Genomic DNA, 20167 nt, shown 5'->3' on the forward strand with positions numbered 1-20167 from the left:
TCAATGCAACGGAGTAACGAAATGTTTGGGGGGCATGAATTAAGCGAACGAACCCTGCAATATCTGGACGCAGTCGCGCGCTTTGGCAGCATTCGCTCCGCCGCAACGGCCATCGGCGTCAATGCGTCCACAATCAGCCGCCAGATTGCAGCCCTTGAAGACCAGCTGGCCCTCAGCCTTCTGATGAAACGCGGGCGCGTCACGGCCCTGACGGAAATGGGAGAAGTCGTCTGTAATTATGGACGCGAACGGGCCCGCCTGACCCGGCGCTTCCAGAACAGTCTCCAGGAATATCGCACGCTGGAACGCGGACATGTTACGATCGGGAGTGGCGAAGGAATTGTCAGCGTTTTGATCAAGGCCGTTCTGCACCGGTTCGTCGCCAGTCATCCCGGCATCACCATTGAAATCCGCACCGCCCCCCTCCCCCAGCTTGTCCAGATGGTGCGTGATGATGAAGTCGATGTCTGTATTTACGCTGGCACAGCGCGTGACCCCATCCTGAACGCGCGTCCGTTCCAGACCGAGCCGTTATGCGCGATTTTGCCGGCCACACACCCGCTGGCTACGAGAGACACCGTGACCATGGAAGACATCGCGAGCAGCCCACTCATCTTCTTTCAGTCCCACTTTGCCGCCCAAACCTATGTCGATGCCATTCTGGAAGACCGGCAGCTCAACTGTTTCCCGGCCTACCGGTGCGACCTGTTCGGAACGGCACTCTCCCTCGTCGCGCACAATCTGGGCGTCGCCTTCATGACCAAAGGCGCGGCACAGGATTATGTCGATCTCAATCGTGTCTGCGCCATTCCTCTGGATCATCCTATTGCGAAATCCTTCGAACGTTACGCCGCAGTTCGCGCCGGTCGGCGCCTGATGCCGGCGGCATTCGATCTATGGCGGGACATTCTCAGTACCAATTCAGGGCTGTTCCAGACGCCTGCCTGACTCGCAGTTGTTACGGTTAAAAAACGCTCCACATCACCATTTTGTCAGAGCGAACAAGAAATAGTCATTTCCATTATTGGCGAAAAATCCGGAAGAAAGCGCATCACACATCACGCTATTCCTCAAGGAGAGCGCCATTGGACACATTATCTGATCCCAATCCGGTTTCGGCCATGCTTTCGCGCAGGCGACTCCTGGCCCTTTCCGGAGCCTGCCTGACAGCCGTCGCCGTAGGGACGGCAAAAAAAGGTTCTGCTCAAGAAATAGTGTCTTCAAATCGTGATGGCATTTCCGATTTCATGCAGCTTTCCGCCTTTGCAACCGGTCATAAAAACCTGGATCTCGGCATTGGATCTGCCCTTTTCCTGGCTTTCGAGGCACAGAAACACGATTTCCCCGCTCAGGTCGCCGCTCTTCGCGAGCGTATCGCCAAAAACGGATATCCGGATGTCGAAACGCTGGAGGCAGCCCTCACCGGTGACCCTCTGCACGCCACGCTCCTCCAGATTATCCGCGGCTGGTATTCGGGCGTCATTGAAAGCGGAACGAATGCCAAGGTTTACGCCTTCGAAAAAGCGCTGATGTACCAGACATCCCGCGATGTCGTCGTCATCCCGACCTATGCCCATAACGGGCCGAATTACTGGGTTGCAGAGCCCGCTTCCGTCGCTGTCATGCCGGAATTCTAAGGGAATTATCTCAGTGATCATGCGATATTTTCGTCCTCTGTCCGGCACGGCCCTGACGACTGTCTTCCTTCTCGCTGGAACGTCCGCCTTGGCACAACCGACAGAGCCGACACCCGCCTCAGCCCATCGTCCTTCCATCAGTCGCGGTCACTATCTCGCGATCGCCGCGGACTGCGCGGCCTGTCATACAAATGGACGCGACGGTCAGTTTCTGGCTGGCGGTTATGCCATTTCCTCTCCTATGGGAAATATTTACTCCACAAACATTACGCCATCGAAAACATATGGTATCGGGAACTATACTCTCGAGCAGTTCTCGCAGGCCCTGAGACACGGCATCCGCGCCGATGGAGCCCAGCTTTATCCAGCCATGCCGTATGACGCCTATAACCGCCTGACGGATGAAGACGTCAAATCGCTCTACGCCTACATCATGAATGAAGTGAAGCCCGTAGACGCCCCGTCGCCCAAAACGCAGCTTCCCTTCCCGTTTTCCATCCGCGCATCTCTGGGGATCTGGAAAATTGCCGCACGGATCGAGGGCAAGCCTTATGTCTTCGACCACACCCACAACGACGACTGGAACCGCGGCCGTTATCTGGTCGATGAACTGGCCCATTGCGGCGAATGCCACACGCCTCGCAATTTCCTCCTCGCGCCCGACCAGTCTGCCTATCTCGCCGGTGCGGACATAGGCTCCTGGCGCGCACCGAATATTACCAATGATCCCCAAAGCGGCATTGGCGGCTGGTCCGATCAGGACCTCTATCAGTATCTGAAAACCGGCCAGACAGCGCATGCCCGTGCTGCAGGACCAATGGCCGAGGCGGTCGAGCACAGCCTGCAATATCTGCCGGATGCGGATATTTCGGCAATCGTGACCTATCTCCGTTCCGTTCCGCCCAAGGCCGAGGCAGGAGAAACCGTCGCCAATTTCGCACATTCCGGCCGTCCGTCCAGCTACAGCGTGGCGGACGCCAATGCGCGCCGAAACAACAGCACCCTGGCCAAAACCACGGACGGCGCAGCCCTCTATGAAGCGGTTTGCGCGAGTTGCCATCAATCCAACGGCAAAGGATCGCCCGATGGATATTATCCCTCTCTCGTAGGAAACACGACGACGGGGCAACGCAATCCGAACGACCTGATCGCCAGCATCCTGTATGGCGTGGACCGTACCACGGATCACCACGAAATCCTGATGCCAGCCTTCGGTCCCGGCTCTCTGGTTCAGCCCCTGACGGATGAACAGATCGCGACAGTCGCGGATTACGTTCTGAGTCATTTTGGTAACGCACAGGCCACGGTTTCCGCAGATGCAGTCAAACAGGTCCGCGTGGGCGGCAAGCAGGTTCCGCTCGCCCAGCTCGCAAATCCGGGCGTGATGCTCCTGCTCGGGGCTGGTGGTGTCCTTGGCGCCATCATCGTGGTGGGTGGCATCTGGTGGCTGGTCAGCCGTCGGAAACAGCGTGTCGCTCAATAGAATTCAAGGATCATATCATGTCTGGTGAAACGCTTTCGGCTGATGTCGTCATCATTGGAGCAGGAATCTGTGGCTCCCTGCTTGCCCATAAACTCGTCCGCAACGGGCTTTCCGTTCTGCTGCTGGATGCCGGTCCGCGCCGCGACCGGTCCCAGATCGTTGAGAACTGGCGGAACATGCCGCCCGACAACAAATCCCAGTACGACTACGCAACGCCTTATCCCAGCGTTCCATGGGCCCCGCATACCAACTATTTTCCTGACAACAATTACCTGATCGTCAAAGGCCCGGACCAGACAGCCTACAAACAGGGCATCATCAAGGGCGTTGGCGGCACGACATGGCACTGGGCCGCGTCAAGCTGGCGCTATCTGCCCAACGATTTCAAACTGCATTCCACCTATGGCGTCGGACGCGACTACGCCGTGAGCTATGACGAACTCGAGCCCTATTATTACGAGGCCGAGTGCGAAATGGGCGTCATGGGGCCGAATGGCGAAGAAATCACGCCCTCCGCACCGCGCAAAAACCCCTGGCCCATGACCTCCATGCCTTATGGCTACGGAGACCGCACCTTTACCGAGGTGGTCAGCAAGCTCGGCTTTTCGAACACGCCCGTTCCGCAGGCCCGCAACAGCCGGCCCTATGATGGCCGCCCCCAGTGCTGCGGCAACAACAACTGCATGCCAATCTGCCCGATTGGCGCGATGTATAATGGCGTCTATGCCGCACTGAAGGCCGAAAAGCTCGGCGCAAAAATCATTCCGAACGCCGTCGTCTATGCGATGGAAACGGACGCGAAAAACAAGATCACCGCCATCCGCTTCTACGATCCCGAAAAACAGTCCCATCGTGTCGTTGCAAAAACATTCGTCGTCGCAGCCAACGGAATCGAAACCCCGAAACTGCTGCTTCTCGCCGCAAACGACCGCAATCCCAACGGCATTGCAAACTCGTCCGACCTCGTCGGCCGGAACATGATGGACCATCCGGGCATCGGCATGAGCTTCCAGTCTGCAGAACCCATCTGGGCTGGTGGCGGATCGGTCCAGATGAGCTCCATCACCAACTTCCGGGACGGCGATTTCCGTTCGGAATACGCCGCCACACAGATTGGTTACAACAATACGGCCCAGAATTCCCGTGCCGGCATGAAGGCCCTGTCCATGGGGCTGGTGGGCAAGAAGCTGGATGAGGAAATCCGCCGCCGCACGGCGCATGGCGTGGACATCTATGCCAATCATGAAGTCCTTCCCGATCCGAACAATCGCCTCGTTCTTTCAAAGGACCACAAGGACGCCCTAGGCATTCCACACCCCGAAGTGACTTATGATGTGGGCGAATATGTGCGTAAATCGGCCGTCATTTCCCGGCAGCGTCTCATGGACATTGCCAAGGCCCTTGGAGGAACGGAAATCGAGATGAGCCCGTACTTCACTCCCAACAATCACATTACCGGGGGCACCATCATGGGCCATGACCCACGCGATTCCGTCGTGGACAAGTGGCTCAGAACCCACGATCACGCCAATCTGTTTCTTGCAACAGGTGCCACAATGGCCGCCTCGGGAACGGTGAATTCGACTTTGACAATGGCCGCGCTCTCACTGCGCGCCGCAGACGCCATTCTCAATGATCTGAAACAGGGATAGGTCTTTTGAAAACAATGTCTAAACGACGGAGCACGGGCGCCGTCCTCAGTCTTCTCATCGCCGCAACAGGCCTTACGGGGTTTGCCTCAGCGAAGGATCTGACAGTGAATCTGACAACTTCCAATACCCTGATCGAACAGGCCAAAAAACTGGCAGCCGCCAGTCATAACCGCGTCGCCATTGCCATTGTCGATGCAGGCGGGAATCTGGTGTCCTTCCAGAAAATGGACGGCACACAGCTCGGCAGCATCGAACTGGCCATCCGCAAGGCCAAGACAGCCCTGTCTTTCGCCCGCCCGACCGCGGACATGGAACATGCCCTCAATAGCGGGAACTACATGATCAGTACGCTGCCCAACGCTCTTCCCGCAGGCGGCGGATATCCGATCATGGTGAACAACGAACTCGTGGGCGCCCTTGGTCTGAGCGGCGGTGAGGGCGATACCGACGCCCATCTCGCCCAGTCCACAGTCACCACCTTCCTGCAGGCTTCAAAGGCAAAGAGCACTGAATGAAAACCCGACGTCTCCTGCACAGGAAAAAACTCGCCGGGTTTTTCCTGTGCGCGGTTCTGGGGATCATTGGCCCCGGCCGTCAGGCACTCGCACAGAGCGAGACCTCCCAGAACCTTGCGACACCTGACTCCTACAAAGCCCGCGCCTTTGCGATGGAAGGCGTGGGCACCTTCGCAGTTGGCCCGCTCGTCCCATCGCTGTACGGCAACCCTCACCTGTTCGGGGACTGGGGGGGCGCCCAGACATGGCTGACAAAGCACGGCATGTATCTCAATGTCGCGCTCAACGAAGAATACATGGCCAACGTCACCGGCGGCCGCACAAAAGACAACGTGCTGGCCGGTCAGGTGGCGGCCGAACTGGATGTGGACTGGCAGCAGCTTGCAGGCGTCAAGGGGCTGTGGACGCATCTCCTCGTGATTAACGGACACGGGCGCAGCTTCAGCCATACACTTGGTGATTCAGTTACGAATCCGGAACAGATTTATGGTGGACGTGGTAACGTCGTCGCACATCTTGTCGCGATGTATGCAGATAAATCCTTCCTGAACGACCGCATCATCCTGTCCCTTGGCGATATTCCGACAGGCAGTTTCTTCGCCTTTGATTACGTCGCCTGCTCCTTCATGAACGTTTCGGTGTGCAGTAACTTCGCTCCCGGAAAATATGTTCCCGGTGGGCGCGACTGGCCATCAGGCAACCTGGGTGGCGTACTGCGTCTGCGCCCAACAGAGCAGACCTACATCATGGCGGGCGTCTTCGCGGTCTCTCCCCACAGCTACAATGGTGGCATTTCAGGCTGGGCCATGGCCCAGAGCGGGCTCGGAAAAGTCTCGTCGCAGATCGAAATCGGCTGGATGCCCTCTTTCGGCAAAGACAAACTGCGCGGCAATTACAAGATCGGCGCCTGGTACGATAATTCGCGCTATCCGAACCTTTATGAAGACATCCACGGCAACTCCTTTCAGGCTACGGGACTGGACCGGCGCTATGAAGCCGGGATGACCTCAGCCTGGTTCATGTTCGACCAGATGCTGGTCCGCAACGGACCGGGCGTGACGGATGGGCTGATCGTGATTGGTGGCGTCGGATATGCGCAGGGCAATCTCGTTGCCATGCGGGACCACGAATGGATCGGCCTCGTCGATAGCGGAACCGCCTGGCACCGGAGCGGCGATCAGGCCGGTATCATGTTCCAGCACATGGACATGAGCCATACCGTGACCCTTCAGCAGGAATCCTCACTCGCGCTCGGACTGCCCTATCTGGCCAATCAGTGGGGGCCTGTTTACGGGGTGCAGCACTGGGAAAATGTCTATGAGGCGTTCTACAGCACCCACATCATGCGGGGCACAACCCTGCAGGCTGATTTCCAGTACCTTCAGCGCCCGGGTGCAACGACGACGTTCAAGGACGCCGCAGTTATCGGCGGGCAGTTGACGGCGAATTTCTGAGATCCTCCACCAAGGGAGGATCCAAAGAGTTCGCTCAGCGGTCCGTCAGGGTTTTGAGAAACGCAATAATGGCCTCGCGATCATGCGGGGTCATGGCGGGCTGCTCGCCGGGCTTGCGGTCAAACGGAGCGTCAGTCGTGTCCAGATTGGCGCGATACCGGGCCGGGATATCGTTATACGCCTCGACATGTCCCGTCTTTGAAACCGGATAGAAGCGCTTGGGCTCGAGGTCGCGGAGGGCGTAGAAATCAAGCACGTCCTCCAGCGCACGAAAAACCCCGTTATGGAAAAAGACCTTGCGTGTGGCCACATTCCGCAGCGTCGGCGTGGTGAACATCCCGCAATAAAGGCTCAGAGCGGTTCGCCCATCCGCCTGACGGTCACAGACCCCCAGATCATAGGAATTCGGGTCATGATTGGCCTTGAGCGCCATGTTACGCGGCGCTCCCAGGGCTTCATACTGGTGATCCGTAAAAAGCGGCGGCAGGCGCGTGCTGGCGACCGTATCGACATGGCACGCCGCACAATTGCCTTTTGCGGGATCGTTAAAGGCCAGATACCCCTCCCGTTCCAGAGGGGAGAATTTTTCATGCCCTTCGAGCCAGCCATCGAATTTACTGTTGTAGCGATGAAAGGCCGGGTCTTCGATCTGATACCGGGCCATGGCAAAAATCGCTTCAGCCAGCAGAAGTGAAGAAGACGCATTGGCGCGAACACCCGCAAGCTGTTTCAGTGTGTCCGAATAAGGCGCATGAATGACGCGCTCCGTCACCTTTTCAGGCGTCGAGGCCATTTCTGCGGGATCGTAAAGCGGGCCGAGCGCCTGCTCCTGCAAGGTGTCGGCACGACCATCCCAGAACAGCCCCCCCTGCGGCACCATATTTGCTGATGCAGCACCCGGATTGGCGGCATTTTTCCCGCCACGCTGCGTAGCCGCCGCATTGGCCACGATGGCTGGCGCGGCTTCGCTGGTCGGATTATCGGGACCGATGCTGAAATTGGGGTTCCGCTCGGCATAGGTCAGGGTCGGAATGGAGCGCCGTCCCTGAAGATCCAGATGCGCACCACCCAGAAAAACAGGTGTTGCAGCCGAGGATGCGTAATGATTTCCGCGTTCATGACACGACGCGCAGGACAGTCGTCCAGACCCGGAAATCAGAGGATCGTGAAAGATCTGTTTCCCGATTTCCGCCATCTGCGAGAGCGGATGAACATCCGGTCGCCGCAACGGCACAGGACAGGGATTACTGCCATCCTCTGCGGGAAGGCAGGAGCCGGTCTGCTGCGCCAGGGCGCTTCCCGTCCAGAGAAGCGCCAGAAGAGTGATGCGACCCAGAACGGGCCGCATCCGATGGTGAAAATCAGGCATAAAGATCAGAGGTAGCGTGAAAACATGGAGAAGATCGAGGACAACAGGGAGGAGAAATAACCCTGCGCGTTGTCGTTGGAAGCCGTGTCACCCGAGTGATGGCCAAACGGTGAGTCATCATGCCCGGAAGACTGATGGCCGCCGCCATGGTGGGGGTGACGGGTTGCAACGATATCACCCGTGTTGTCGTCGAGTTCAAGCGTTTCCGTGTTGGGGTCATGACGGAAATCGAACAGATCGTCGATCTTGCCAGCCGTGGCGTCAAAGGACCCCTGCCCCAGACGCTTGCCGCCGAGCCAGTTGTCTTCGATGAAGCGTGCGATGGAGGCCTGGGTCGTCAGGGTATGGCTGACGAAGTTCTGCTTGGCCCAGGGCGAAATCACGATCAGCGGGATACGCGTGCCGGGTCCGCAACGACCATTGACCGGCTTTCCGCCAACGCCTGTCGGAGCCGTACCGGTACCGCAGATCCCTGCGCCGCCCAGCTGGTCCGCAGCGGCATCGTAAGAGCCATGTGTCGGCGCGACATAGGCATGATCGTACCATCCGTCGGAGTCATCATAAGCGATCAGGATCGCCGTATCCTGCCATTCCGGCAGCTTCTGAACGGCATTGACCACATCAACCACACCAACCTGCTCGTCCAGCGGGTCGGAATAGCCGGCATGACCGTCCTGATAGGCCGGGAGCTTCACGAAAGACACGGCAGGCAGGTTGCCGGCTTTTACGGCGGCGTAGAAATCCTTCAGATCATATTCATGATTTGCCGGTTCCTTTTTCGCCGTCCCCGGAACGTAGCTGTATCCGATGGAACTGACCGAGGCCGGGCGGGCATGGGTCGGGTTGGACGTGCTGAGGTAATACTGGAACCAGTTGTGATGCGGGATGTAGTCCGCAACGTTTTCGGACACGATGCTGGAATATGTCGTGCGCGAGCAGCCCGTGGAACCGTCCGTATTGGAAGCGGTGAGGTCAAAGCCTCCCATGAAGCCGCCCCAGGTAATGCCACGCTCGTTCAGCAGATCGCCGATATTACGACCCGTCATCATACCCTGATTGGTCGTGGAGGAGCAGGCGTCGTAACCGGGGTCGATGTCGTTGACCATCGTCCAGCCACCCTGTCCGTCAGCCACATAGGCGGACGACTTGGCAACGGTGGACGGCTTCTGCGTGGTCGCCAGCAGCTTCAGACCGTTCGTCTGGCCGGAAACGACTTCAAGCGCACCCGGCGTCGAAGGACCATAGGTGTCGGTGTAGGCATTGTCGCTCATCGCAAAGCGCTGTGCATAACGCCAGTACGCTGTGACCGTGTTGCCATCGTAATAGCCGAGAACCTGCCCCTTGGTACCGAAAGCGCCAACGCCGCCGGATGTTCCACGACCGGTATAAAGCGGGAAAAGGTCCGCCTTGCCGTTGTCATAGGCCATCTGTTCGGCCGTATAGGCATGATTCTGGTCAGCTGTGCTGGCCTGCGTACGATCCAGACGAAACGGAAGCGCTGCGTCAGATCCGTTGGCCGTATTGGTGTTGGGGTTCTGCTCCAGCAGTCCCTGCGAAAGCAGGTTGTTGACCGTCGGCGTACCGGGGCGCGCCCTGAAGCCCGGCTCTCCCGTAGGGTTCGCAGCCTTCGGATAGGTGGCGAAGTAATGATCGAAGGAAACGTTCTCCTGATAGATCACCACCAGATGACGAATGGGCGTCCGCGTCTCGGACCCATGCTGGAATGAACCCTGATTCTGGTTCTGTCCCTGATCATTCCAGGGATTCCAGCCACGGGCCTGGCTGAGGGCAGGAGCGGCAACGGACAGGGAGAGAAGAACGGACAGTGCAATTTTGGTGCGCTTCGCAGACACGTCGCGGAATCTTTCATGATGCACGGCATGACCGGAGCAGGGTGCCAGAGGTTCAGGTGAACACCGCCTTGACCGGCTCACGCCAACACAGTGGATGAGACAGTGCGTTAACTAAATGAAAGCCTTTGAAAGAAGTGTTATGGTTTCGTGAAAAACGATATCCTTTGACACATCAGTGTCACGGAGCCTCTCCCGACGCCGGATCGAAATGAAACGTCGGCTTTGACTGGCCCGAAACAGGGGCCGCCGGCGGGGCAGGCACCGGCATCACCGGCGCCGTTGCCCCCTGCGGCTGGGACTGCAGCTGGGGGACAGTCTGAACAGGATGTTTTACAAAAACCGGAGCAAGACGCCGCACGCTTTGCCCGCGCCGGAGAATCACCCCGGTCGCGCTGATCTCCGCAACATTCCAGTCGCCCACACGCTCTCCCACACCCACAACCCTGCCGCGACTGCCAGCGGCGCCGGTCCGGATGATCGCCCGCCATCCTCCCGGACGACCGGAAATCCCCACAACCTGCGGCTCCCCGGCCTGCACAGCGCCCCTGCCCCGGGGCTGCCGGTCAGGCTCAAATAGGGGACGCCCCAGAATGGAGTCGACCTCAACCTTCTGCGGTTCCTTTGACGGTTGGGCACAGGCCTGCCCCATCACACCCATCAGCAGAAGACACGCGAACAGACCGACCTGAGACCGTCGTACCAACATCATTCTGGAACGCCTCTTCCCTGAACCGGCCGCATTTTCCGCCCTCATCTCCTCACTCCCCCGCCGGAGCGGCGAGCAACGGGCGCACAAGAATGGCGGGCCAGAGCGCCCCTCCGTTGACGCGCTCCATCCGGATGCGGACCAGCAGGGGAAGCACCCGGCTTTCCCATGTTTTCTGCCAGACATAATGTCCCTCAACGACGCCGTAATAGGAAAATTCAACGCGCCCCACGTCGCGGGCCAGCGTTTCTTCATGCGAAATTTCAGGTTGCAGGGCGCAGTCCGCCCGGCGGAACCGCCGCCAGCGCAGAACCAGCCGTTTGCCCGCATCCACGCCAAACGCCACCTGCATCTGCTTTCCATAACCACCCTGCTCCGGCAGCCACGACACGAAACCGAGCCGCTCCGCATCACCGGAAAAAAGAGAGGCACCCCGGCCATCGGGCGTCTCCGCACGCTCGATCAGACGACGCAGGGCTTCTTCCGCCCCCTGAAACGTCGCTTCGTCTTCATAGCGTCGCTCCGCCTGCGACCAGCCCCGCGTTCCCACACCCACACCCTGCCAGAGGGCGACGGACAGCAGCCCGAACACGACCGTCACGACCAGAATTTCCAGCAGCGTAAAACCGTCTTCTCCCGAATCAGACCCCAGACCTGGCTTCATTCCTGCACCGCAGCCCCCACTGCCCTCCCCGACAGAGACACAGACCGCGCCGCCCCGTCTTCCCACACCCGCACCTCCACCGAAAACAGCCCCAGTGACGCCCGCTCCCCCCGCGCCGGAGAAACCGCAATCTGGCGGATATCCACACTGGAATGATAATGCGGCGGGATGTCATAGGTCTGCGAACCCGGCCGGAAAGACGGCATGGCCAGCGCACCATCCAGCTGCGACCTGGCCACAGAAAGCAGACGCAGACCATGATCCGCCCGTCCCCCACCCGCCAGCCCCGCTTCGATCGAGCCCAGCATGGCAGCCAGGGCAAAACCCGCGATCATCAGGGCCACGATGACTTCCAGCAGAGTGAAGCCCTGATCCTGGCGCAAAGTGCGGACCGGTCGTTCAGCGCTCATCAATCTGGATCCGTCCCGTCACGTCGCTGAAGCGGACAAGGGCAGCATGATGCCCCAGAACAACCATCAGCGGCTCCCCCGTCACGCGCCCATCCGCCATGAACCGGTAAGACGCCCGCGCCATCATCCCGCCAGAGAGCGTCGGAACAAACACCCGCGCAGGCTTGTGAATGCGCGTCGTCCGGAGTGTGTGCCCCTCAACCGTCAGGAACGTCCCCTCCGCGCTGTCCAGCAGAACCGTCACGGTTTCACCGCGGGTTTCAGACAGATCCTGCGCCTGATGCAGAAGCTCCACGACCTGTCGCCGCGCCACGGAAAAGGACAGTGCCTCACTCCGCAGCGGTCCCCGTTCCAGCGCAACACCCAGCAGGATTCCGGCAATGGCCAGCACCACCATGATTTCCAGAAGGGTAAAACCGGAATCCCTCCGGCTCTGTGCGTCAATGTGCAAGATCATTGAGGCTCAGCATCGCCAGAAGCAGCGCGGAAACAATTCCGGCCACCAGAACGCCCATGATGATGGTAATCGCCGGGACGAGAATGGCCAGAAGACGCTGGATGATAACGCGGCTTGCATCCTCGTGAATATCCGCAGACCGCAGGGCAATGGCCGAAAGCTGTGCCGTTTCTTCACCCACGCGCAGAAAATGGATCATGGCTTCGGGAAAAACCTTCGTCCGCTCCAGAGAATAGGCCAGGCCCCGCCCCTCGCGCATGTCCCGCGTGGCCTCGCTCACACACGCCGCGCCCGCCGTATTGCCAATCACCCCTTCCGTGATCCTCAGAGCCCCCACAATAGGCACACCGTTCTGCATCAGCGTGCCGAGCGTGCGGGTAAACTGGGCGGCCATGATCTCCAGCAACAGCGATCCGAGGATCGGAACCCGCAGCAGAAAACGGTCAAAGACAAGCCGCCGCTCAGGCTTCCGAAGCGCTGCGTGAATACTGACGCCCGCAATTCCGAAAGCGACCAGCAGCACCAGCCCCCAATGCGTCAGGAAACTGCCCGTCGCAATCACGATCCGCGTTGCCAGCGGCAGGGTTGCACCATTTTCCTCAAACAGCGGCACGAACTGCGGCAGCACCTGCGTCAGCAGAAGCACGATCGAGAACACGGACGCCACGACGAGAACCGCCGGATAGATCATCGCGGACTGGATGGTCGCCCGCAGCTTTCTCTCCCGTTCGAGCAACTCCGAAAGATGCAGCAAAGCCTCTCCCAGCGCGCCCCCCGCTTCCCCGGCCCGGACCATGCCCACATAGAGTTTTGGAAAGACGGAGGGCATGGTCTCAAGGGCCTCGGCAAAGGCCTCACCATCCCTGACCCGGTCCCGCAACGCCCCGATGACCCGACCATTGCGCGGCCCCACGGCCGTTTCCCCCAGAAACCTGAGGGCACGGTCCAGATCGAGCCCGGCGGTCAGCATGGTTGCCAGTTTGCGGGTAAAATCCGCAACCTCCGCAGGCCGCAGCCGAAGCGTATGGCGCCGCCCCAGCAGCATCCGCACACCACCCTGCACTGCGCCCCGCCGCGTTGCGGGCGCAACCTGCACGACCATCAGTTTCTGGCGTTGCAGCCGCTGCATCACCTGCTGTTCCGTGCTGGCAAGCATGTCGCCATGCACCAGCCGCCCGTCTGGACCAACCGCGCTGTAGTGCCACGTCTCGGAAGGACCCGATGCCGCACTCATCCGTCATGCCCGATGATGCGCGAAACCTCTTCAAGGGACGTCTCGCCTTCAAGCGCCAGTCTCAGACCCGCCTGAAACAGCGTTTCCATTCCTGCCGCAACGGCTGCCTGTTCGATCTCGGAATGGTCCGCCCCTGCCATGATGAGGCGGGAAATCTCCCGCGATGTCGGAAGGAATTCCGCCACGGCACTGCGGCCGCTATAGCCGGTCTGACGACACTCCGCACAGCCCACCGGATGCCACAGCGTGTGCGATGCCTCCGGATCAAGATTCAGACGATGCGCCAGTGCCGGATCGACAGCTTCAGGACGGCGACAGTGTCCACACAGCCGCCGCACAAGCCTCTGCGCCAGAATACCGCGCAGAACGGCCGTCATGAGATAGTCTTCCAGCCCCATGTCCCGCAGTCGCGTCACCGCCGCGGCAGCCGAATTCGTATGCAGCGTGGACAGCACGAGATGCCCGGTCAAAGCCGCCTGAACGGCAATCTGGACGGTCTCGATATCACGGATCTCACCGACCATGATGACATCAGGGTCCTGACGCAGAATGGCGCGGAGCAGACTGGCAAATGTCAGTCCAATGGCCGGCCTGATCTGAAGCTGGTTGATCCCCGAGAGCTGATACTCCACCGGGTCCTCGACCGTCATGACATTGCGTTCGGTCGCATTGAGCCCGGCCAGCCCCGTATAAAGGGTGGTGGTCTTGCCCGAACCTGTTGGCCCCGTCACCAGAACAATCCCGTTGGGCATCTCCAGCGCAGAGCGGAACGCCGCGATGACGGAGGGCGCAAGGCCCAGACGGCTGTAGTCGAAACTGACGGTCGTCCGGTCCAGAACGCGCAGGACAACCGTCTCCCCATGCAGCGACGGAACAGTCGAGACCCGGAAATCCACCTCATGCCCGCGCACGGCCAGCTTGATGCGCCCGTCCTGCGGCAACCTGCGCTCCGCAATATCGAGCTTTGCCATGATCTTGATGCGCGACACGATCGCCGCGGCCAGACGCGGGCTCTGGCTGTCCACCTCATGCAGAACGCCGTCATAACGATATCGGACCACAAGCCGGCCCTCGAAGGGTTCGATATGAATATCCGACGCCCGCGTTTCCACCGCCTGGAAAATCAGCTGGTTCACCAGCCGGATAATCGGCGCCTCGCTGGCAAGATCCTTCAGCCGGTCCGTATCGTCCTCCGCGGCAGACCCTTCTGCATCGAAAGCACCCTGCCCTCCGGAGCCGTCCGCGCCGTCCTCAGGATAAAGCCGGTTCAAAATCGCCGAAATATCCGACGGCCGCCCCACCTCACGCCGGACCTCACAGCCCGTGGCGAGTTGAACAGCAGCCGACGTATAATCATCCAGCGGATCCGCCATGGCCAGACGCAGCGTGCCGTGTGCGCAGCCCAGCGGAACGGCCCGTGCCTGATGCAGGAACCGCGCCCCCAGATCGTCGGGCAGGACCGGTTCCTGAACGGCGGCCAGATCCTCCGGCGTCAGAACCGTTACGTCCAGCATGGCCGCATAGGTTGCGGCCAGATCGCCCTCGCTGACCAGACCGAGCTGGAGCAGAACAAGCGCCAGAGACTGTCCGGTCTCGGTCGCGACATTGCGGGCCCGCTCCAGCGCGCGACCTTCGCAGACGCCACGCTCACTCAGCGCGGCCTCAAGGCGCGTGTCAGCCGGGAGCATGGCGAACTCCGGTTGCCGGGCCGGGCGGACGCCCGCTTCTCACGTGCTTGTCGTGCGATTGCAAATCCGCCAGTGTCCCATCGCCATGACCGTTTCCCTGCTTGTTGCCGTTTTCCTTATGGCCCCGGTTGCGGGGAGTTTCCTGGGCGTGCTCATACGCCGGATACCGAGGGGGGAAACCGTGGTCTCCGGCCGCTCGCATTGTGAAAGCTGCCACGTTCCGCTGTCTGCCCGCGACCTGATCCCGATCCTGTCCTATGCGGCGCAGAAGGGGCGATGCCGTCACTGCAAGAGCCGGATTACCCCGGACCATCTCTGGATCGAACTTGCAGCGCTCACCGTGCCCGCCATGGCCCTTCTGGCCCGCGTGATAGCCGGTCATTTTCAGGATCTCCCCTTCCGGCTGGCCGACTGGGACGCGTTGTCCTTTGTGGGAGACTGCATCCTCGGCTGGGGGTTGCTGGCCCTCTCCGTGATCGACCTCACCTGCCTGCGGCTTCCCGACATGCTGACGCTGCCGCTGCTTCTGATGGGACTTGTGGAAGGATATGCCACAGCCGGAACGGACAGCGTGCTCGACCGTGCGCTCGGGAGTGCGGCGGGGTGGCTGATCTTCGCGCTCATTGCCGCCGTATACCGGATGATCCGTCACAGGCAGGGTCTCGGGGGTGGGGACGTCAAGCTTCTGGCCATGGGCGGAGCCTGGGTCGGGCTGGGCGCGCTGCCTGTCGTCATCGGTGCGGGTTCGGCCTTGGGTATCGTGCTGGCTCTGGCAACGGCCATGCGCTCGGGGCGCTTCAACATGACGATCCTTGTTCCCTTTGGCCCGTGCCTTGCCGCGGCGATCTGGCTGGCGCGTCTCATGCTATGCCGTTCGTGATCCTGACATGATCCTACGATGACTTACCCGATGCCCTGATGCAGGGGCAGAGAGGTTTTCGAACTGTCATGAATTTATAATATTCCAGCCCTGTCATCGTGCAGGGGTGCAATGATATTGCCTCGCGAAGCTTTTCATTGCCTTTCATGTGGACCGTTTCATCAGGTGGCCCCTCCCCGCTTTTCCCATGTTCTGTCTTAACGCATGATCCTGTCGATACCGGGGCCTGAGGCTGTTTTCCGCTGGTGGATGAGCCGTATGGCGGAGCTCCTGCCTGCCGCCCTGAGGCGGGACCAGCGGCAGGATCTGCGCCTCCCGGTCCGGCGGGACGGAACCCTCGAGCCCGGCAGCCTGTCCCGCCTTCCGCGCCCGGCCTACCGCAAGAAGAGCCTTCTTTCAGCCCGTCCCGCGCCGGTCTGCCTTGTCCTGCCTGCCGGTGCCATCCTTTCGCGTGAACTCACTTTACCCCGCGCAGCCGCCCCCCATGCGGTGCAGACCATCGGCTACGATCTGGACAGGCTGACCCCGTTCCGCCCCGAAGACGTCGTCTGGACTGTCACGCCAACGGGGAAAGCCTTCCCCCTGCGTAACGGTCAGGTGGGCTTCCGCCTTCTCGTGGCACCACGCCGTACCTTTGAAGCGGCAATGCAGGAACTGGCAGAGCATGCCGTTATCCCGACATATCTGCGCTGCGAAGGGATGGAAGGCGTCCTGTCACTTGGCACGCCCTCGAAAGTCAGGAAAATCCGGCCTTCCCTGCTCGTCCTGCTGGGTCTTGCCCTGATCGCAGCCCCCTTCATCCGTCAGGAGATCTCGCGTTTGCGGCTCGATCACGCCCTCTCCGCGCTGTCCGCAGAAAAGCAGCAGGCCGAGGCGCTGCGACGGGACATCGCCGGTTTCACACAGGGGCCGGCCGCCATCCGCCGGGAAGAACACAGGCTGGGATCGTCCCTCCTCGTGTTGCAGACGCTCACGCAGGCCTTGCCGGAAGGTACGTTCCTGACGGAACTGCATCTCCATGAGCGTCATGTCTCACTGGAAGGACAGTCCGCACAGGCCACGCAACTGATCGGTATTCTGGAGCATCGCGCCGCGTTTTCGAACGCAGCTTTCTCGGGGCCGATCACACGCTCCGAAGACCGTCGGCAGGATCTCTTCACCCTTCATGCTGACGCTCCGGGCTGATCCTGATGTCCGCTTCAGCCTCACCCCCCATGTCCGGTCTGCCCGACGGACGAAAAGGACGTCTCCTCGCCCTCGGCATGACGTTCGTCCTGCTCGTGCTGGTCGCATCCGGCGCATCCCTTCTGCTGAAACAGTATGCCGAGGGACAGGCCGATCTGGCCGAACAGCAGGACATCCTCGCCCATACGCAGATCCTTGTGGACACCCTGCCCGATCTTGAAAAACGGGCCCGGACGGCATCGCTTCAGGCGCGTGGCAGCACGCTCCTGATCAGTGAAACCTCGCAGGAAACGGCCCTTGCCCACCTCCAGCAGATCGTGCACGACGCCGCCCTCGAGGGGCAGGCCCTGCCGACGAGCATGGAACCGCTCCCCGTCTCGCGCACCGGAGCGTTCGAGCGGCTCGGCGTGAGGGTTTCCCTCACCACATCCTATGCCGTGCTGGTCCGTCTTCTGGACGCCCTGGACCACAGCACCGCTCCGCGCCTGCTGGTCGATGATCTCCGGATCGACGTGTCCGGCAACCCGCAGGCGATCGACGAAACGGCTGAAGGGCGCGCCCTGGATGCGTCCTTCACCATCCTTGCGCTGCGCGACCCCCGTTCCATCGCGGCGTCCACCGCCCCCCGACCATGATCCCTTTCCGCCGACAGAACAGACTGAGAGACAACGTGCCTGCTTCCCTGTCCCCTGCCATCTCCGGGATGTCCCGCCGTTTCCTCCTCATGGCAGCGCTCCCGCCGCTGGCTCTGCTGGCGGGCTGTTCGTCCACGCCACCACACCTGACACCCCTGCCAGTCTCGAAACATCTGTACGGCCAGACTGCCACGCCCCGCGTTGACGGTCCGGTCGGGAGCATGGAATCCGCCCGGGGCGGCATGCTGAGTTATGGCCGGGCCTCCGGCACCCGCCAGACGGGCGGTGGCGCCTCTGAAAATGGAACCCTGACCCTCAATTTCGTGGATGCCGATATCCAGTCGGTTACGGACGAAATTCTCGGGCGGCTGCTTCAGGCCAACTATCTCGTTGATTCAAACGTCCACGGCACCATCACCCTGCGCACGCCGCATCCGCTGCGTCAGGACCAGCTTCTGCCGGTTTTCCGGACCGCACTCGCGGGCGCAGGCGCGGCGCTTGTCGAGGAGAACGGCATTTACCGCGTGACCACCCTTGCGGGCACGGCGGGAACCGGCGGCGGAACGGCAGGCAACACGATCGTTCCGCTGCGCTACACTTCGGCTGAAAGTCTGGTGAAGGCGCTTCAGCCCATCCTCAAGGGCGGGGACCATATCGTTGCGGCCCCGGCGGGAAATGCCGTCGTGATTTCGGGCGATCCCGCCACGCGGGCCTCTCTGGAAGAACTGGTCCGGACCTTTGATTCCGATGTGCTGGCCGGACAGTCCTATGCCCTGTTCCCCGCAACCAGCGGCAATGCCAGCGAAGTCTCGCAGGCCCTTCAGGCTGCTCTGGGCAGCAAAAAGGAACAGGCGCTGGTAGGCCGGATGCAGGTCGTGCCTATGCCGCATATCGAAGCGGTGATGGTCATTGCCGCAACCCCCGCCCTTCTGGATCAGGCCCGTCGTGCCTTTTCCGTCATCGAGGCGCAGCGTCGCAGAACCATGCGGAAATGGAATGTGTTCTACATCCAGAACAGCCGGGCGAACGACGTGGCCTATGTTCTGCAACAGGCCTTCACCCCCGGCCATGTCACGGCCGTTCCCACGGCAAAAGCCCAGACCTCCTCTTCCGGTTTCCAGAATTCCTCGTCCGGTTCCGGGAGTTCGGGAAGTTTCGGCAGCGGGATGGGCTTCGGGTCTTCAGGCAGCGGAACGTCACAGCAGGGCAACCAGCTCTCCGGTTCCGGTCAGAACAGCCCGTCTTCGGACGGCCAGTCCGGCCAGACGCAGACCGCACAGGACGGAATTTCAAATAATCCCCTGCTCGGGGGGCTGGGTCTGGGGAGTTCGGGCAACAGTTCCGAAACGTCGGAAATCCGCATCATTCCCGACACCCAGAACAATGCCGTTCTGGTCTATGGGACGGCCAACGAGATGGAAACCGTAGCCTCCATGCTCCGCAAGGTGGACATCATGCCCCTTCAGGTCCGCGTGGATGCCACGGTCGCCGAAGTGACGCTGAATGACTCGCTCAATTACGGCACGCAGTTCTTTTTCAAGTCGGGCGGAATAAACGGTATTCTCAGCAATGCGTCCCAGTCCCTTGGAAGTGCCAATCTGGTGTCGTCGCAGCTCTCCAGTTCGTTCCCCGGTTTCGTTCTCGGCGGGTCGGGACAGGGGGGCGCGCCCTTCGTCATCAATGCGCTCCAAGCCGTCACGAAAGTGCGCGTCCTGTCCTCGCCTGAACTGATGGTCGTGGACAACCAGGCGGCCTCCCTGATGGTAGGCGACATGGTGCCGTATCTGACCGGCTCGACCACCGGGGTTCTGACGTCGAATTCCACCATTACGAATTCGATCAACTATCAGCCCACGGGCGTGATCCTTCAGGTCACTCCCCATGTCAGCAATGGCGGGACGGTCACGCTCGACATCTCCCAGCAGGTCAGCTCCGTGGCTTCCAGCACGACGACAACCGGCAGCGGGTCCATCAACAGCCCGACCTTCTCACAGCGTCAGGTCACGTCGCGCGTGGTCATCGCGGACGGTCAGACGGTCGGACTGGCCGGGCTGATCTCCGACACGTCCAACCGCAACAACAGCGGAATGCCCTGGCTGAAGGATATTCCGCTCCTTGGAATGCTGGGCGGAAACCAGACCAACACGCGAAACCGTACGGAACTCCTGATCCTCATTACGCCCCATATCATTCACAGCCAGAGCGAAGCCTACGCCCTGACGGAAGATCTGCGCGAACAGCTTCTTCACGCAGCACTCCTGCCGGCTGAAATGAACGGCATGCCCCCGACCGGCTCGGCAGATCCGCAGCACCGCATTCTCAAAGCGGTCGGACTGCACGACTGA

General features: G+C 60.7%; 18 protein-coding genes. 10 read left to right on the forward strand and 8 right to left on the reverse strand.

The genetic code is table 11. The features are described 5' to 3' along the window. Window positions 1-21 precede the first annotated feature (21 nt). The 6 genes from A0U94_RS10155 (at window position 22) to A0U94_RS10180 (ending at window position 6741) form a co-directional block, all read left to right on the forward strand. Window positions 22-948 (forward strand): LysR family transcriptional regulator, encoded by a 927-nt coding sequence (locus A0U94_RS10155; protein ID WP_149026817.1) that lies wholly within the window; start codon window positions 22-24, stop codon window positions 946-948. Between the two features lie 137 nt (window positions 949-1085). Further along, entirely contained in the window at window positions 1086-1637 is a 552-nt protein-coding gene (locus A0U94_RS10160; protein ID WP_077803292.1) for a sorbitol dehydrogenase family protein, read from the forward strand. 19 nt (window positions 1638-1656) lie between these two features. Continuing rightward, window positions 1657-3120 (forward strand): c-type cytochrome, encoded by a 1464-nt coding sequence (locus tag A0U94_RS10165; protein ID WP_077803293.1) that lies wholly within the window; start codon window positions 1657-1659, stop codon window positions 3118-3120. 17 nt (window positions 3121-3137) lie between these two features. Next, window positions 3138-4772 (forward strand): GMC family oxidoreductase, encoded by a 1635-nt coding sequence (locus A0U94_RS10170; protein WP_062029737.1) that lies wholly within the window; start codon window positions 3138-3140, stop codon window positions 4770-4772. Window positions 4773-4786: 14 nt separating this feature from the next. Next, window positions 4787-5287: a GlcG/HbpS family heme-binding protein gene (locus A0U94_RS10175; protein ID WP_231878093.1), complete on the forward strand. Its 501-nt coding sequence runs from the start codon at window positions 4787-4789 to the stop codon at window positions 5285-5287. Continuing rightward, window positions 5284-6741 carry a carbohydrate porin gene (locus A0U94_RS10180; RefSeq protein WP_099253073.1) on the forward strand — a complete coding sequence of 486 codons (1458 nt, stop codon included), beginning with the start codon at window positions 5284-5286 and terminating at the stop codon, window positions 6739-6741. The genes A0U94_RS10175 and A0U94_RS10180 overlap by 4 nt, the downstream gene beginning before the upstream one ends. Before the next feature lie 34 nt (window positions 6742-6775). On the opposite strand, the gene A0U94_RS10185 is transcribed toward A0U94_RS10180, so the two are convergent. From A0U94_RS10185 to A0U94_RS10220, 8 genes are all read right to left on the reverse strand, one after another. Next, window positions 6776-8110 (reverse strand): cytochrome-c peroxidase, encoded by a 1335-nt coding sequence (locus A0U94_RS10185; RefSeq protein WP_244177990.1) that lies wholly within the window; start codon window positions 8108-8110, stop codon window positions 6776-6778. A 5-nt stretch (window positions 8111-8115) separates the two neighbouring features. Continuing rightward, window positions 8116-9792, reverse strand: coding sequence for a phospholipase C (locus A0U94_RS10190; RefSeq protein WP_244178121.1), 1677 nt, complete (start codon window positions 9790-9792; stop codon window positions 8116-8118). Between the two features lie 349 nt (window positions 9793-10141). Beyond that, complete coding sequence (locus tag A0U94_RS10195; protein ID WP_077803294.1) at window positions 10142-10672, reverse strand: hypothetical protein; 531 nt, start codon at window positions 10670-10672, stop codon at window positions 10142-10144. Between the two features lie 49 nt (window positions 10673-10721). Further along, window positions 10722-11333 carry a prepilin-type N-terminal cleavage/methylation domain-containing protein gene (locus A0U94_RS10200; protein ID WP_077803295.1) on the reverse strand — a complete coding sequence of 204 codons (612 nt, stop codon included), beginning with the start codon at window positions 11331-11333 and terminating at the stop codon, window positions 10722-10724. Then, window positions 11330-11743: a type IV pilus modification PilV family protein gene (locus A0U94_RS10205; RefSeq protein ID WP_077803296.1), complete on the reverse strand. Its 414-nt coding sequence runs from the start codon at window positions 11741-11743 to the stop codon at window positions 11330-11332. The genes A0U94_RS10200 and A0U94_RS10205 overlap by 4 nt, the downstream gene beginning before the upstream one ends. Beyond that, a complete protein-coding gene (locus A0U94_RS10210; RefSeq protein ID WP_077803297.1) occupies window positions 11733-12200 on the reverse strand; it encodes a pilus assembly FimT family protein in 468 nt (155 codons plus the stop codon). Before A0U94_RS10210 ends, A0U94_RS10205 begins: the two co-directional genes overlap by 11 nt. Beyond that, window positions 12184-13434 (reverse strand): type II secretion system F family protein, encoded by a 1251-nt coding sequence (locus A0U94_RS10215; protein WP_077803298.1) that lies wholly within the window; start codon window positions 13432-13434, stop codon window positions 12184-12186. The genes A0U94_RS10210 and A0U94_RS10215 overlap by 17 nt, the downstream gene beginning before the upstream one ends. Continuing rightward, window positions 13431-15122, reverse strand: coding sequence for a GspE/PulE family protein (locus A0U94_RS10220; RefSeq protein ID WP_077803299.1), 1692 nt, complete (start codon window positions 15120-15122; stop codon window positions 13431-13433). Before A0U94_RS10220 ends, A0U94_RS10215 begins: the two co-directional genes overlap by 4 nt. An 85-nt stretch (window positions 15123-15207) precedes the next feature. On the opposite strand from A0U94_RS10220, the gene A0U94_RS10225 reads away from it, so the two are divergent. The 4 genes from A0U94_RS10225 (at window position 15208) to gspD (ending at window position 20167) form a co-directional block, all read left to right on the forward strand. Beyond that, entirely contained in the window at window positions 15208-16002 is a 795-nt protein-coding gene (locus tag A0U94_RS10225) for a prepilin peptidase (RefSeq protein ID WP_167369377.1), read from the forward strand. Window positions 16003-16206: 204 nt separating this feature from the next. Further along, a complete protein-coding gene (locus tag A0U94_RS10230; protein WP_149026748.1) occupies window positions 16207-17187 on the forward strand; it encodes a PilN domain-containing protein in 981 nt (326 codons plus the stop codon). A 5-nt stretch (window positions 17188-17192) separates the two neighbouring features. After that, window positions 17193-17822, forward strand: coding sequence for a type II secretion system protein GspM (gspM, locus tag A0U94_RS10235; protein WP_077803302.1), 630 nt, complete (start codon window positions 17193-17195; stop codon window positions 17820-17822). A gap of 35 nt (window positions 17823-17857) precedes the next feature. Further along, window positions 17858-20167, forward strand: coding sequence for a type II secretion system secretin GspD (gene gspD, locus A0U94_RS10240; protein WP_167369378.1), 2310 nt, complete (start codon window positions 17858-17860; stop codon window positions 20165-20167).

It is taken from the genome of Gluconobacter albidus (assembly GCF_002005485.1).
GTDB lineage: Bacteria > Pseudomonadota > Alphaproteobacteria > Acetobacterales > Acetobacteraceae > Gluconobacter > Gluconobacter albidus.